This window comes from Massilia sp. METH4, assembly GCF_037094685.1.
Taxonomy (GTDB): domain Bacteria; phylum Pseudomonadota; class Gammaproteobacteria; order Burkholderiales; family Burkholderiaceae_D; genus Rugamonas.
The window spans coordinates 6419300-6434280 of sequence record NZ_CP146614.1 but is presented as its reverse complement, the minus strand read 5'-3'; the positions used below and the strand labels follow the sequence as shown (position 1 = coordinate 6434280).

Below are 14981 nucleotides of genomic sequence, written 5' to 3'. Positions count from 1 at the left end.
GCATCTCGTCATTGTCCTTCTGGTTTGCGGCCGGCCAGCCGCGCTTCGCACCGGTTCAGCCAGCCCGGCGCCTTCGGGTCCGTATGCCAGCAGTGCAGCGTGCAGCCGACCTGGTCGAGCAACGCATCCGGCAGGCGCAGCGGGCGGGTCTGGTCCATCAGCATGCGCGCCGTGAGGCGGTAGCCCAGCACGCGCGTGAACATGCGCGACAGCGAGAAATCCGGCACCGCCACGCGCACCACCGTATCGATGGCGCGGATGGTGCCCAGGCACGCCAGGAACAGCAGGCGCGCCGGCAGCGCCGAATGCCGCTTCAGGCCGAGCGCGCGCGCGGCCGTCTTGCCGCACAGGTAGCGGGTCAGCTGCAGCGGGAACGAGCGCAGCAGCGGCAGCGGGATATTGCGCTCCATCGTCGCCAGCAGCGCCGCCGCCAGCGCCGGCCGCGGGTCCGGCAGGCGGGGCTGGCGATCGCCCTCGGCCTGCAGCCGGTCGAACAGCGAGCGCGCTTCCTCCATCGTCCCGGCCATCAGTGCGCGCTCGATGCCGAGCACATGGCCGACCACGTTCCAGGCATGCAGGTAGGCCTCTTCCTGCGCCGGCGGCAGGCCCAGGCCGAGCTGGCGCAGCGCGCGCAGGAACACGTAGCTGAACGTGAGCAGCGTATACGCCAGTTCCTGCTGGTTGCAGGGCAGGCCGCGCGCGGCGGTATCCCAGCCCAGCGCGTGCAGCACGCCATGCATGCCGCGCCCGGCGGCGGGCAACGGCGGCACCGCCGCGGCGCCCAGCGCCTGTTCCGGGCTGCCGCGCAGCACCAGGTGGCGGATCGTGGCGTGGATCAGGCGTACTTTCAGCACCTGCGCCAAGCCGGCACCGGTGGCGTCGCACAGGCCGCCGCGCAGCATCACGGGGAAGATCATCGCCGCCGTCGAGCGCACGCGGTAATCGGTGTGCGCCTCCAGCTGGCCGGCCGCGTGCAGCACGTCGGCCAGGTCCGGCATCACATAGCATTCCGGCAGGCTGGCGCAGAACAGCAGCGTGCAGGACAGCATGCCGATATCCATGAAGGTGCGCTCGGCGCTTGCGATGCGCGCCGGGTCCGCCCAGCCGGGCAGCGCGTGCGCCTCGCGCACGAAATCCTCCAGCGCGGCGGCGATGGGTGCCGGCACGTCGGCGGCGGCGCGCCAGCCGGTCAGCACGGCGTTGTTCGTCCACGTGGCGATTTCGCGGTTGACGAGCGCGATCTCGTCGGCCGGCACGCCGTCGCCGCCGGCCGTGGCGAAGATGCGCGCCATCGTGGCGTCGGCCAGCGGGTCGGCCCGCAGCGTGGGCGATGTGGCGGCGCTCAGGCGGGAACCGTCGGGCATGGTCATTCCTCTCGGGGTTGGGGTTGCCAGCGGGCCAGGCCGCAGCAGGCGATCAGGAGCGGAATGCCGACCGCGAAGAACGCCACGGTGCGCAGCTCGACGGGTTGGGCCAGGAACACCTGGTAGGCGGTGCTGCCGGCGTAGACGCCCAGCGGTACCAGCACGTGCCGGCGCATGGCCGGCAGCGGCGGGCGGATGGGCGCGCGCCGCAGCGTGAGGCGGAAGCACAGCACGATGAAGAACGACACGGCCATCCAGCCCACGAAGCCCTGCAGCGTTTCACCGAACCACCAGCCATCCTTCTTTTCCATGATCCACGCCTTGAGTACGAAAACGAAGTAGGGATCGGCCGCCAGGTCCCAGGCCGTGACGATCATCGCGGTGACGAACGACAGCGCCAAGGTCCAGCGCAGGCCGGCGGCGCCGTCGACGGGCGCCTGCCACACGGCCAGGTTGGCGATCACGTAGGCGCCGTAGGTGAGCGCGAACCACATCAGCGGGATCACCACCGGCACGTCGCCCAGCGCCGGGCCCAGCACGTCGGTATAGGTGTAGCTGCCGAAGATCCAGCCGTAGGAGGAACCCAGCTGCTCGGCAACCCAGCCGGTGGGGACGGCGATCGCCACGAAGCGCAGCGTGGCGGGCCCGCCCAGCAGGTGCCAGGCGCTCGCCACGCTGGCGCCGAACATCAGCAGCGAGCTGGCGACCAGCAGGATGGTCGTCTCGGATTGGCCGCGCATCAGCAGCACGGCGAAGAAGCCGGCCAGCAGCATGCCGGCCAGCAGGGGCACCAGGCGCATCGCCTTCATCGATCGGCCTTCCGGTTACTGGTAGCGGTAATCGAAGCGCACGCCGTAGGTGCGCGGCGCGCCCGGCACCGACATGCCGAAGCTGTCGATCGTGGCCGGGGCGATCTTGTTGCCCAGGTTGTGGCCGTAGGCGGAGAGCGTCCACGGCGCATCGTCGGGGTGCCAGGCGAGCGTGGCGTCGACATTCGTCATCGCCGGCACGCGGTACTGCACCAGCTTCGACGGCACGCCGATCATGTAGGCGGCGCTGCGGCGCGCGTTCACGCCGGCGCGCACTTCGTGGCCCGGCAGCCGCAGGCGGCGCTCGTAGCCGGCCGACAGCACGTGTGATGGCGCGCGGTCGAGTTTCCTGTCGTTCCATGAGTGGATGCCGTCCGGCGTGTACGACACGTAGTGCGCATCGAGCAAGGTCAGGCCGTAGCTGAAGCGGTCGTCCGCGGTCGGTTGCACCTTGCCGTCCAGCTCGAGGCCGCGCACGCTGGCCACGCCCGCGTTCGTGGTGATGAAGCGGGGCGCGCCGGCGATGATGGCGTTGCCGGACAGTTGCAGGTTCGTGTAGTCGTACTTGAACGCGGCGGCGTTCAGGCTGGCGCGGTTGTTCCAGAAGCGCGTCTTGGCACCCAGTTCGAAGGCTTTCAATTCCTCCGGCTGGTAGTACAGGTAGCCGGGCGCGACGGTCGCGGCGGACGGGCAGGTTACGCCCAGCGTGGTGCCGGCCACACAGCCGTCGTTGAAGCCGCCTGCCTTGTAGCCGGTCGACACGGTGCCGTAGACGAAGGTGGACTTCGACACGTCGTAGTCCAGGCCCAGGCGCCAGGTGCGCTTGCCGGTCTCGATGCGTGCGGCATTGGGCAGTTGCAGGTCGGTCGCGGGGTTGTAGGCGGGGCCCTGCTGGAAGCTGGTGGCGCCCACGCGCGACTTCTCGTCCTGCGTGTAGCGCAGGCCGGCGGTGGCGCGCAGGCGGTCGGTGGCGCGGTAGGTGAGCTGGCCGAACACGGCGCGGCTCTTCGCCAGCACCGGATCGGTGGGGAAGACGTAGTACGGCGTCAGGCCGATCGGCGCGAGGTCGCGGAACACGTAGGTCGAACGCGATTTCTCGTCGAACCAGTACAGGCCCGCCTGCGCGGAAAACGCGCCGGTGCCATTCGTTGCCACGCGCACCTCATGCGAATCCTGGCGCTGCCCGCCGGTGAAATTCTGGCGCACGCCCAGGGTGGCACGGGGTGCCACCCGATAAATGTAGTTGGTGAGGAAGTCCAGGTCGAATTCGCGGTGCGAACCCAGGTAGGACAGCGTGGCCGGGCCCAGGTTCCAGGTGAATTCGGCGCTGATGCCGGACGTGCGGTTGCTGCCCCGGCCCTGTTCCGGCACCACGTTGCGCGGCACGAAGCGGTTCGTCAGGCGCTCGCCGGCCGGCGCCCCGTACCATACGGGATTGCCGCTGTCGGCATTGCGGAAGAAGTTGTTGTCGGAGACGAAGCTGTCCGGGTTGTAGTCGTTGCTGCTGTGGTCGAAGCGCACCAGCAGCGCCGCCGCGCCAAAGGTCGCCTTGGCCGACAGGCGGGCGGTGCGGATATCGGCATCCTGGCCCAGCGCGTGGCCGGTACCCTGGCCGTTGCGCAGGTAGGAGTCGTGCCGGTCCACGGCCACGGCGGCGCGCAGCGCCAGCCAGTCGGTGACGGGAACGTTCAGCATGCCGTTGGCCTTGCGGCTGCCGTAGTTGCCGGCATCGACGCCGAAGGCCGCTTCCAGCTTGCGCGTCGGCGCGTTCGTGATCACGTGCACGACGCCGGCCGTGGTGTTGCGGCCATACAGCGTGCCCTGCGGGCCGCGCAGCACCTCGATGCGGTCCACGTCCAGCAGCAGGGCGTTCTGGTTCTGCGGGCGGGCGATGTAGACGCCGTCCACCATGAAGGCGGCCGACGGGTCGCCCTTGTCGGTGGCGTCGGAGTTCGAGACGCCGCGGATCGTGATGCGCAAGCCGTCGGCGGCATTATCCAGGTGCACATTGGGCAGGCGCTTGGCCAGTTCGGCCGGCGTGTCGAAGCCCGCTTCGCGCAGGGCGTCTCCCGACAGCACGCTCATCGCCACCGGCGTCTTCGATTCCGGCGCGGCGGTGCGCTGGGCGGTAACGATCACCTCCTGCAACTGCCCTTCGGCGGTCTGGGCGTTGACGGAATGGGAACAGGCCGCAGCGACGAGCGCCGCCAGCAAAGTGGGAGAACCCCGACGATCTTGCATTACTTCTCTTTCAGGTAGGGCACCGCCTGAAGTGGTCGAATAGTTAATTTTTATTGCGGTGCAGTTAAAACAAGCCGGAAGTCTATCAGTTCAGGTTGCAGAGTTATAGTGAATTACAGTAGAGCAATTGCCGTCAGCGCCTTTCTGTCGCGCAATGACCACTTGCTGGCAGGCTGTCATGGCCGCGTCACATGGCGTCTTTACGATTCGGCATTCTTTTTATTTCGCCAACTTCACGAGAAAGACTTCATGCGCCAGCCTTCGTTCCGCCTTCGCCTGAAACCCCTGTGCCTGTCGCTGCTGGCGGCAATGCCGGCCCTTGCACACGCCGCCGACCCCGCGCCGGACCCGGCGGGGGCGCCGCCGATGGCCATCGTGGAAGTGACGGGCACCGGCCAGTCGCGCCAGGTGCAGAACATCACGCGTGCCGACTTGCAGCAGGCCACGCCCGGCACCAGCGCCTTGAAGACGCTGGAAAAGCTGCCCGGCGTGAGCTTCCAGTCGGCCGACCCGTTCGGCAGCTACGAATGGTCGACGCGCTTCTCGATCCGCGGCTTCAACCAGAACCAGCTGGGCTTCACGCTGGACGATATCCCGCTGGGCGACATGAGCTACGGGAACAACAACGGCCTGCACATCTCCCGTGCGATTTCGTCGGAGAACATCGGTCGGGTCGTGGTGTCGCAGGGGGCCGGCGCGATCGGCACGGCGTCGACCACGAACCTGGGCGGCACCGTGCAGTTCGTCACGCTCGGCCCCGCCGCCGAGCAGGGCATCACGGCGGCGCAGACGCTCGGCAGCGACGATACGGCGCGCACGTTCGTGCGCTTCGACAGCGGCGAATTCGCCGGCGGCACCAAGTTCTACGTCAGCGGCACGCGCATGCGTTCCGAGAAGTGGAAGGGTGCCGGCCCGCAGGACCAGGACCAGTTCAACAGCAAGGTGGAGCGCCGCATCGGCGAGCACACGCTTGCTGCCTTCTTCAATTATTCGGACCGCCGCGAGGTCGATTACCAGGACCTGTCGCACGAGATGGCGCGGCGCCTGGGCATGGACTGGGACAATTACTACCCCGACTGGCAGCGCGCCGTGAACGCGGCGAAAGGCATCTACAGCGGCGCCGTCAACAGCCTGGACGATGCCTACTACCTGGGCCAGGGCCTGCGCAAGGACAAGCTGGGCGGCGTGTCGGCCGAGCTGCAACTGACGCCCGCGCTGGCCGCGAAACTTACGGCCTACCACCATGGCAATGAGGGGCAGGGCCACTGGTACACGCCGTACACGCCGACGTCCGCCGAGGTGCCGATCTCGATCCGCACCACCGAATACACGATCAGCCGCAATGGCGTGCTGGGTGACCTGACGTGGGAACTGGGCATGCACACGCTGAACGCGGGTTTCTGGGCCGAACGCAACAAGCACATGCTGACCCGTAATTTCTATGCCGTCACCGACGGCCGCTACATCGACGATTTCCTGGTTAATCCGATGAGCACCGGCTTCCGGCAATCGTTCGTGACGGATACGCGCCAGTTCTACGTACAGGATACGATCTCGTTGATGGACGGGCGCCTGAAGGTCAATGCCGGCTTCAAGAGCCCGAAAGTGGAGATCGATGCGCACACCTTCGCGGGCGACCGGGCCGACGGTTCCATCACCGCGAAAAAGACCTTCCTGCCGCAGGCGGGCCTCACGTATCAGCTGTCGCGCAGCGACGAGCTGTTCGCCTCGGCCGCGAAGAACATGCGTTCGTACCAGCCGGGCGTGAATGGGCCGTTCTCGCAGACCCGCGCCGGCTATGCGCTGTCGATCGCCAGCCTGCGGCCGGAAACGTCGAAGACGTTCGATGCGGGTATCCGCTTCAAGCGCGACGCTGTGCAAGGTTCGGTCGCCGTCTACTACACGAAGTTCGACGACCGCCAGCTGGGCATTGCCACCTGCGCCGGCATCGTCGGCTGCGCCGGCACGATCGTCAACGTGGGCAAGGTGGAAACGCGCGGCCTGGAAGCGCTGGCGGTGTGGAAGATCGCCCGTTCGCTGTCCTGGCTCAACACCTTCACGTACAACGATTCGACCTACGAATCGAACTACACGGACAACGGCCAGCTGGTCGCGGTCAAGGGCAAGCAGGTCGTGGATGCGCCGAAGAAGATGTTCAACACCGAACTGGCGTACGAGGCCAACGGCTTCTTCGCCCGCCTGGGCGCCAAGTACACGGACAAGCGCTACTACACCTACCTGAACGACAATTCGGTGCCGTCGTACGTGGTGGCCAACCTGTCCGGCGGCTACCGCCTGGGCTCGGCCGGCATGCTGAAGGACCTGACCTTGCAGGTGAACGTGACGAACCTGTTCGACAAATCCTACTTCGGCACCATCGGCTCGAACGGCTTCTCCGCGTCCGACCCGCAGGGTACGTCGATGACGCTGCTGTCCGGCGCACCGCGGCAGGTGTTCTTCACCTTGTCGGGCAAGCTGTAAGGTACGGTCTTGCGCGGCATGGCAGCGCGGGGCCGCCGCCCCGCGGTGCGGCCGCATGCATGATGCAGCTTCCACCTTGCGCTATATTGAGAAGCCCCTCGACAAGGAGAAAGCCATGCCCCTGGTCCGCATCGATATCCGCAGGAATCCCGACCCGTCCTACGCCCGCAAGCTGGGCAACGTGGTGTATGAGGCGCTGAGAACCACGTTCGGCGTCCCCGAGCGCGACAACTTCCAGATCCTGAACGAGCATGACGGCGACCATTTCGTCTACGACCCGTCCTACCTGGGCATCGCGCGCACCGATGGCCTGGTCTATATCCAGCTCACCGTCAGCGAGGGCCGCAGCGTGGAGCAGAAGAAGGCGCTCTACAAGGCGATCGCCGAGGGCTTGAACGTGGAGGCGGGCGTGCGGCTGGAAGATGTGTTCATCAACCTGGTCGAGGTGAAGCCGGAGAACTGGTCGTTCGGGAACGGCGTCGCGCAGTATGTGAAGTGAACGGCTCTCAGGCATCCGGCCCGGCCACCTCGACCTTGCCGAAGAAGCCATATTGCAGGCTGGCGGCGATGCGTTTCGCCACCACCAGCAGCTCGTCGGCCACGGGTGGCGCGAACAGCCGGCGGGCGGTGGCGTCGAACAGGTTCAGCCAGCGCCGGAAGTGCTCGGGCGTCACGCCTTCCAGGGTCATGTGCTTGCCGTAGACATTGCCCTGGAATCCTGGCACACCGGCACTGCGTCCCAGCATCACGTCGCTCCAGAACGCCACCATGCGGTCGAGGTGGGCGTCCCAGTCGCCGCCGATGCGCGGCCCGAACACGGCCGCCAGCAGCGGGTCGCGCCGCACGTCGGCATAGAACTCGTGGACGAGGCGGGTGAGCGAGGCGGGATCGGGGGCGGAGTACATCGAGGCCGGGTTCAAGCGGGCGGAGTCCATGGTAGCGTAACCAAAAAATGCGCTGAAACGCTCATTTTAAGGCTCGGAACACGTACAATGGCGGATTCTTCGCCGCCGCCATGTCTCTTTCCAGCTCTTCCCGCCCCCACATCTTCACGCTCGCGTGGCCCCTGCTCGTCGAACTCGTCCTGGCCGTCGCCATCGGCGTGGCCGGCACGTGGCTGGCGTCGCACCTGTCCGACACGGCCGGTGCCGCCTTCGCGATCGCCCACAATATTTCGGTCACCCTGTTCCTGCTGTTCCGCATCATCGGTTCCGGCATCGGCGTGGTGATCACGCAAAGCCTGGGAGGAGGGCGGCGCGAGCGGGCCGACCGCGTGGCGCTGGCATCGGTGGGCGCCAGCTCCTGGCTGGGCGTATTTGCCGCGCTGGTGGCGCTGTTCGGCGCCGGGCCGCTGCTGAACCTGTTGCAAACGCCGAAGGATGTGTTCCCGCTGGCGTTCCCGTTCCTGATGGCGCTGGCGCCGGCGCTGCTGTTCGATGCGTGGAACGCGTCCATGGCGGCCGTGATGCGCGCCCACCTGCGCACCCGCGATACGCTGGTGGTGCTGGTGGCCATGCACACCACGCACCTGCTGCTGGCCGTGCCGCTGATGCACGGCTGGGGGCCGCTGCCGGCGCTGGGCCTGCCCGGCTTCGCGCTCGCGCTCACCATCAGCCGCGCGCTGGGCCTGGTGCTGCACCTGCTGCTGTGGCGCAGCCACCTGGGCATCGTCACCACGGCGCCCGACTGGTGGCGCCTGCCGCGCGAGGAGCTGGCCGAGGTGCTGCATATCGGCATCCCGGCGGCGGCCGAGAACATCGCCTGGCGGCTGTCGTTCATGGTGGCCATGGCGGCCGCGGGCACGCTGGGCGCGACGGCGCTGGCCACGCACGCCTATGTGCAGCAGATCGGCAGCATGGTGATCGTGTTCAGCCTGTCCACGGCGTTCGCCGTCGAGATCATGGTGGGCCACATGGTGGGCGCCGGCGAGTTGGGAGAAGCGCACCGGCTGGTGCGCAGCGCCCTGGGGCGCGGCCTTGTCATCAGCGGCGTGGTGTCGGCCGGCGTGGCGCTGGCCGGCGGCTGGCTGCTCGGCGTGTTCACGACGGACGCGGCGATCGTGGCCGAAGGGCGCAGGCTGCTGTGGATCGGCGTACTGGTGGAGCTGGGCCGCACGTTCAACCTCGTGGTCATCAACGCGCTGCGCGCCACCGGCGACGTGCGCTTCCCCGTGGCCGCCGGCGCGGCATCGATGGCGCTGGTGCTGGCCGGCGGCAGCTGGGTGCTGGGCATCCACTTCGGCTTCGGCCTGGCCGGCCTGTACATCGCGTTCGCGGCGGACGAGTGGATCCGCGGCCTGATCATGTGGCGCCGCTGGGCCGTGCACGCCTGGGTGCCGCATGCCCGCGCGGCGCGGCGCAAGCTGCGGCCGCGAATGGAGTAGGTCAGAAATTCACCCGCAGCTTGGCCGCATAGCGCGGCCCCGACGCGAACCACGCCCGGCCCTTCATGCCGATATGCTGCTGCATGACCTGCTTGAAGACCGAATCCGTCAGGTTGGTGCCTTCCAGGCCGAATGTCACGTGCTCGTTGATCTTGTAGAACAGCGAGGCGTCGACCTGGCCATACTGGTCGGTCCACACGGGCAGGGACCAGTTCAGGTTGCGCTGGCCGAACGTCGGGCTGGCGGGATTCGTGTCGAGCGCCTCGCCGCCGCGCGTGCCGCTGGCCGTCAACAGGCTTTTCGAACGCCATGACCATGCCACCCGCGCCGACCACGGTCCCCTGTCGTACATGAAGGCGAGATTGGCGGCGCGTTTCGACAAGCCTTCGAGCGGCAGGTTGCCGAAGGTGCGGCCATCGGTATCGCAGCCGTTCAGCGCCATGTTCAGGTTCGCCTGCGTGCTGCCGCCCGAGCAGTATTCCTGGAATACCGGGTTGTACAGGGTCTTTTCGCTGTCGACATAGGTGAAGTTGGCCTGCACGCCGAAGCCGGAAAGCCAGCCGGGCAGCATGTCGAAATATTGTTGATATGCCAGCTCGATGCCGCGCGCATGGCCCCTGGCGCCGTTGACCGGCGATTCGACGATGAATTCCTGCGGATTGCCCGCCACGTCGTTCACCTCGAAGCTCGAGAGCTGGTTGATGACGATGTCTTTCAGGTCCTTGTTGAACAGGGCGACCGTGAAGGAGCCGACCGGCGACCAGTAGTACTCGGCCGTCAAGTCCACCTGCCTGGACGACACGGGCTTCAGGTAGGGATTGCCGGACGCCTTGCCGGTCAGGTTATTGCTCGACACGATCAGCTGCTTCGTCACCGGGTCCTGGTCGGCGGTGACCGATTGGGACAAGCTCGTGTAGCCCTGGAGCTGCGAAAAGTCCGGGCGCGAAATACCCTTCGAGAATGCCAGGCGCAGTTGCAGCTTGTCCGTCACCTTCATGCGCAGGTTCAGGCTGGGCAGCACATTGCTGTAGCTGTTGTCGTAGCTGCGCGCCTCGGCATAGGCGGGGATGCGCGGCACGGCCGGGCCGACCACGGCATAGCCCTCGGGGATCAGGTTGGCGGGCGGCGTGAACGTGACGTAGCCGGCCGCGGTCATGTCCGTCTCCACGTAGCGGATGCCTACATTGCCGTCGATGGGGTACTTCAGGTCGTCCCAGCCGAAGCGCAGCTGCGTATAGAAGGCCTTGGTCTTTTCCTGCTGCCGGTTGACGCCGGCCGGGTCGGTGCCCCAGGCCGCCGGTTTCCACGGATCGCAGGTCGAGCCGAATTCGGCGCACAGGATCTGGTGGTATTCATGCAGCGCCGCGTAGCTGCCGGGATAGCCGGTGGTCAGTGCCACGTCCGGGAACAGCATCGGCGGCGGCGCCGGCGCATCGCCGTTGAAGTAGTTCGGGAAGGTGCGCACCGAAGCGCCGCCGGCGAAGCGCGGGTCGCCCAGGGAGGCCAGCCGGCCGATCTGCTGGCCCAGCATCCACGGTTCCGACACGGCGGCCCAGTTGTAGCTCGGGTTGGAATTGGTGTTGAGCGATTCGCGGTCGGTCAGCCGGATGCCGAAGCGCACGTCGCGCAGCACCGGGTGGTCGAACGTGTATTTCGCATCGGTGCGCCAGGCCGTCTGGTTGGCCACGCTGGCGTCGCGGTGCTCCATCGTGAAGTCCCAGAAGTAATTGTTCGGGTCCACGAGGAAGGCGCGGTCGCTGTCGTCGAACGTGATGCGCGGCACCTTGCCGGTCAGGTCCAGCCGCTCCTTCGGCACCAGGATGCCGGTGGCGATCGTGGAATCGAAGGCGGCGGTGCGGGCGCGGATGCGCTGCACGTCGGCCGACAGGGTCCACGCCTGGCTGGCACGCCATTCGGCATTCCAGGCAATGTCGGTCGTGGAGGAATCGCGGTCGGCCGAGCGGGTGTCGTTGCCGAAGTTGATGCCGGTGGAGTTCGGCGTCTCCAGGGTCCCAACCAGCATTACGCCATTGGCATCGTAGACGGTATCCGCGCTGGGCTTCACGCGATATGGCTCGGCGGAGGCAAACACCGCGTTTTCGTCCCAATGGATCTTGTACTTCGACTTGAAGTAGGTGAGGGAAGAGCGCAGGTCGTTGTTCAGCTTCCATTGCAGCGCGCCATACAGGCCGTCGCGCTCGCGGTCGTACGTCATGGTGCGCCACTGGGCCGCCTTCGGCACCCACACCCTGGCGCCGGGCTTCACATCGTCGCGCGGGAAATAGGCGTCGACCTGGAACCCATCCGTGCGCACCTTGCTGTTGGACGACGCCACGTCGACCAGCACGCCGATCTCGCCCAGCCCCGTCTTCCAGCGGTTCGATACCAGCAGCGAGCCGCTGGGCGAATCGCGCTCCTTGCGCAGCTCGGAATACGTGGTGTCCAGCGACGCGCCGAACTTGAAACCCTTGAAGTCGAACGGCATCGCCGTGCGCAGGTTGACCAGCCCGCCCACCGCGCCTTCGATCTGCTCGGCCGACGGGCTTTTATAGACGTCCACGCCGGCCATCAGCTCGGGCGGCACGTCCTCGAAATTCAAGACGCGGCCGCCATTGGCGGAAAACGAATCGCGCCCGTTCAGCTCCGAGCGCACGTAGTTCAGGCCGCGGATCGACACGCCCGAGCCTTCGACGGAGAAGTGCTCGTCGTCGCCCTTGGCCAGCATGCGGTCGACCGTCACGCCCGTCACGCGTTGCAGCACTTCGGTGACCGATTTGTCGGGCAGCTTGCCGATGTCTTCGGCCACGATCGAGTCCACGATCTCGTCGGCGTTCTGCTTGATCTTCTGGGCGGAGTTCAGCGCAGCGCGCTGGCCGGTCACGACCACGACCGAACTTCCTGGTGCCTCGTTGGTTGGCGGTGCTTCCTGCCCGGATGCGATGCCGCTCCAGGCCATGGCTGCTTGTGCCACGCCGACGGCGATGGCGGTTCTGTTCCGCTGCTTGCCCTGCGCTTGCTTACCCATGTGCGTCTCCGATTGTTGTTGTGTGCGGGCGCGGCGATCCTGAATGACTAGCTCGGTATGGAATTTATAAAAAGCCGCGCTGGGGAAATCATCTGGCGGTTTGCAAACGTTTTCAATTATGAGAATGATGAAGGGGGGTTATGAAATTGCAGGGTGGGAGGGAAAGGCTGGCGGGAGGTGCTGTACGAAACCGAGCCGCCTGGGACGCCGGACAAGGCTTCGCCCTGATTCGCCGATGTTTTGTTGCCGCAGCGCTTGCGTGGGCATTACCTTCGGTGAACCCGACGGATTCATCTTCCAGGGAATTCAGCCACTTGCCAGCGGCAACGCCACCCTGAACGTCGCCCCGCGCCCCGGCCCCTCGCTGGCGCACTCGATCGCCCCGCCATGCGCGGTGACGAGGCTGCGCGCCAGCGGCAATCCCAGACCCAGGCCGCCCTGCGACCGCGCGATGCTCTGGTCCGCCTGCGCGAAGACATCGAAGGCGCGCTCGAGGAAGTCGGCACTCATGCCCACCCCGTTATCGCGCACGGTGACCACGGCGGTACCCCCGGTCACGTCGAGCGACACGTCGATGCGGCCCCTATCGGGCGTGTACTTGGCCGCATTGTTGAGCAGGTTGGCCGCCACCTGCACCAGCCGTTTCTCGTCCCCGCCGACGAAAACCGCGGTGTCCGGCAGCGCCACCGACAACTGGTGGCCGCGCCGGTCGACCATCGGGCGCACCTGTTCGACCGCGGCGGCGATCACGGTTGCCATGTCGCAGCGGCGCTTCTCCAGCCGCACCAGGCCCCGCTTCACGCGCGAGACGTCGAGCAGGTCGTCGACCAGGCCGGCCATGTGCTTCACCTGCCGGCCGATCACGGCGCTTGCCATCGCCGTCCTGGCCGGGTCGATGCCTGCCACGGCCAGCACCTGGGCGGCCGCGCCGATCGGCGCCAGCGGGTTGCGCAGCTCGTGCGCCAGCATGGCCAGGAACTCGTCCTTGCGGGCATCGGCCTCGCGCAGCGCCTGCTCCGAGCGCTTGTGGGCCGTGATGTCGTACACGATGCCGAGCAGGCGCCAGCCGTTGCCGTCGTCGCTGTAGCGGCTGCCGTGGGTGGCCACCCAGCGCTCCTTGCCGTCGGCACCGAGCAGTCGGCATTCGTCGCGCCACGGCCGGTTGCCGTCCATCGCGGCGCGGAAGCTCCCGGCCAGCCGGGGCAGGTCATCCGGGTGGATGCGCGCAGCCACGGCGTCCACCTCCCATTCGCCGTCCTCCGCTTCGCAGTCCAGCAGGCGGGCGAGCCGCCCGGTGCCGCCGATGCGGCGGCGCGCCGGGTCGTACACGAAGTCGGCGATCTGCGCGGAATCCAGCGTGAATTGCAGGCGCGTGTTGGCGACGCGCAGTGCTTCCTGGGCATGACGGATATCGGTGACGTCCAGGCAGTTGCCGACCCATTCCACCGCCGTCGCGCAGGCGCGCACGGCGGCGCCGCGCGACAGCATGTGCCGGTATTCGCCATCGTGCCGGCGCAGCCGGTAGCTGGCTACATAGGGGTGGCCATGCGTGGCGGCCGATTGCCAGGCGGCCGCCGCGGCGGCCCGGTCCTGCGGGTGCAGCGCATCCATCCAGCCGAAGCCTTCGTATTCTTCCGGCAGCTGGCCGGTGAAGGCCGACCAGCTGGGGTTCTCGCCGGCGCGCATGCGGTCGCCATCCATGTGCCAGACCACGGCGGACATCGTCTCGACCAGCGTGCGGTAGCGCGCCTCCTTCGCCTGCAGCGTGCGGGCGATGCGGCCCCGTTCGATCGATTCCCAGCTGCGCTCGGCCACTGCCACCAGCAGCGAGACCTCGTCCGTGCGCCAGCGGCGCGGCGTGACGGCGTGCACGGCCATCGCGGCCACGAAGCGGTCATCCTTCCGCACCGGCACGCAGATCACCGCGCGGATATGCGTGGCCCCGTAGCTCGCCCCCGCGGCGCCGACGCGGGGATCGGCCATCGCATCTTCCACCACCCAGGGTTCGCCGCGGCGCATCGCCGCCAGGCAGGCGGCGCCGAACTGGGCGAAACGGTAGCGGCCCACGATGCTGGGCACGCCCGCCGTGTAGTCGCCGGTGAGGTTGAAGGTGTCCTCGTCGGCTTCCACGTCGGCGAACGCGCAGCGGTTCACGCGCAGGTGCCTGCCGAGCAGGCCGGCGGCGGCCAGCGCGATGTCGCGCGGGTCGTCCAGGTGGCGGAACGTGTCGTCGACCTGTTGCAGCAGGCGGTAGCGGGCGTTGCGGCGGGCCCGCACGCGGGCGCCGTTCACGGTGGCGAGGATGCGCGCGGCGAACGCCTCGGCCGTGCTGGCGGCCAGGTCGATTACGTCGTCGAACTCCACGCGGCCATCGTCGCAGGCGGGCGAAAGCGCCACCATGGCGCTGTCCTGCAGCGCCGGCAGCACGCGCAGGCCGGCCAGCAGCGCCGGGTCGGCGGCCGGCGCGCACAGGATCAGCCGCACGCCGTGCCAGGGCTGCTCGGCTGCCAGCTGGGCCTCGGTCGTGTCGCGCACGAGGCAGGGCAGCGCGCGCAGCCATTCGCGCGCCTGCGGCGCCTGGCCGAGGATCAGGATGTCGGTATCGCTTGTGTCGGCTGTCATGTCGCGCTTCGTGTGCCGGCGGGCTCCATGCGCCGCCGGAAAGCGCATGGTAACAA

The 14981-nt window shown here is 67.6% G+C and carries 9 protein-coding genes; 3 read left to right on the top strand and 6 right to left on the bottom strand.

The features are described 5' to 3' along the window. Positions 1-8: 8 nt before the first annotated feature. Genes V6Z91_RS28025 through V6Z91_RS28015 form a run of 3 tightly spaced genes read right to left on the bottom strand, consistent with a single transcriptional unit; the run spans position 9 to position 4414 of the window. Positions 9-1364 (bottom strand): oxygenase MpaB family protein, encoded by a 1356-nt coding sequence (locus V6Z91_RS28025; protein WP_338764088.1) that lies wholly within the window; start codon positions 1362-1364, stop codon positions 9-11. A gap of 2 nt (positions 1365-1366) precedes the next feature. Next, positions 1367-2173 carry a carotenoid biosynthesis protein gene (locus V6Z91_RS28020; protein ID WP_338764086.1) on the bottom strand — a complete coding sequence of 269 codons (807 nt, stop codon included), beginning with the start codon at positions 2171-2173 and terminating at the stop codon, positions 1367-1369. 15 nt (positions 2174-2188) lie between these two features. Then, complete coding sequence (locus V6Z91_RS28015) at positions 2189-4414, bottom strand: TonB-dependent receptor (RefSeq protein ID WP_338764083.1); 2226 nt, start codon at positions 4412-4414, stop codon at positions 2189-2191. Between the two features lie 249 nt (positions 4415-4663). Between V6Z91_RS28015 and V6Z91_RS28010 the strand changes: the two genes are divergently transcribed. Both V6Z91_RS28010 and V6Z91_RS28005 read left to right on the top strand, forming a co-directional pair. Continuing rightward, positions 4664-6895, top strand: coding sequence for a TonB-dependent receptor (locus V6Z91_RS28010; RefSeq protein ID WP_338764080.1), 2232 nt, complete (start codon positions 4664-4666; stop codon positions 6893-6895). Between the two features lie 115 nt (positions 6896-7010). Next, positions 7011-7394 (top strand): tautomerase family protein, encoded by a 384-nt coding sequence (locus V6Z91_RS28005; protein WP_338764078.1) that lies wholly within the window; start codon positions 7011-7013, stop codon positions 7392-7394. Positions 7395-7401: 7 nt separating this feature from the next. On the opposite strand, the gene V6Z91_RS28000 is transcribed toward V6Z91_RS28005, so the two are convergent. After that, complete coding sequence (locus V6Z91_RS28000; RefSeq protein WP_338764076.1) at positions 7402-7830, bottom strand: group III truncated hemoglobin; 429 nt, start codon at positions 7828-7830, stop codon at positions 7402-7404. Positions 7831-7910: 80 nt separating this feature from the next. Between V6Z91_RS28000 and V6Z91_RS27995 the strand changes: the two genes are divergently transcribed. Beyond that, positions 7911-9278: an MATE family efflux transporter gene (locus V6Z91_RS27995; RefSeq protein WP_338764074.1), complete on the top strand. Its 1368-nt coding sequence runs from the start codon at positions 7911-7913 to the stop codon at positions 9276-9278. Position 9279: 1 nt separating this feature from the next. On the opposite strand, the gene V6Z91_RS27990 is transcribed toward V6Z91_RS27995, so the two are convergent. Continuing rightward, the gene (locus V6Z91_RS27990; RefSeq protein ID WP_338764071.1) at positions 9280-12303 is read right to left on the bottom strand and encodes a TonB-dependent receptor; all 3024 of its coding nucleotides are present in this window, start codon (positions 12301-12303) and stop codon (positions 9280-9282) included. A gap of 306 nt (positions 12304-12609) precedes the next feature. Continuing rightward, positions 12610-14925: an ATP-binding protein gene (locus tag V6Z91_RS27985; protein WP_338764069.1), complete on the bottom strand. Its 2316-nt coding sequence runs from the start codon at positions 14923-14925 to the stop codon at positions 12610-12612. Positions 14926-14981 lie beyond the last annotated feature (56 nt).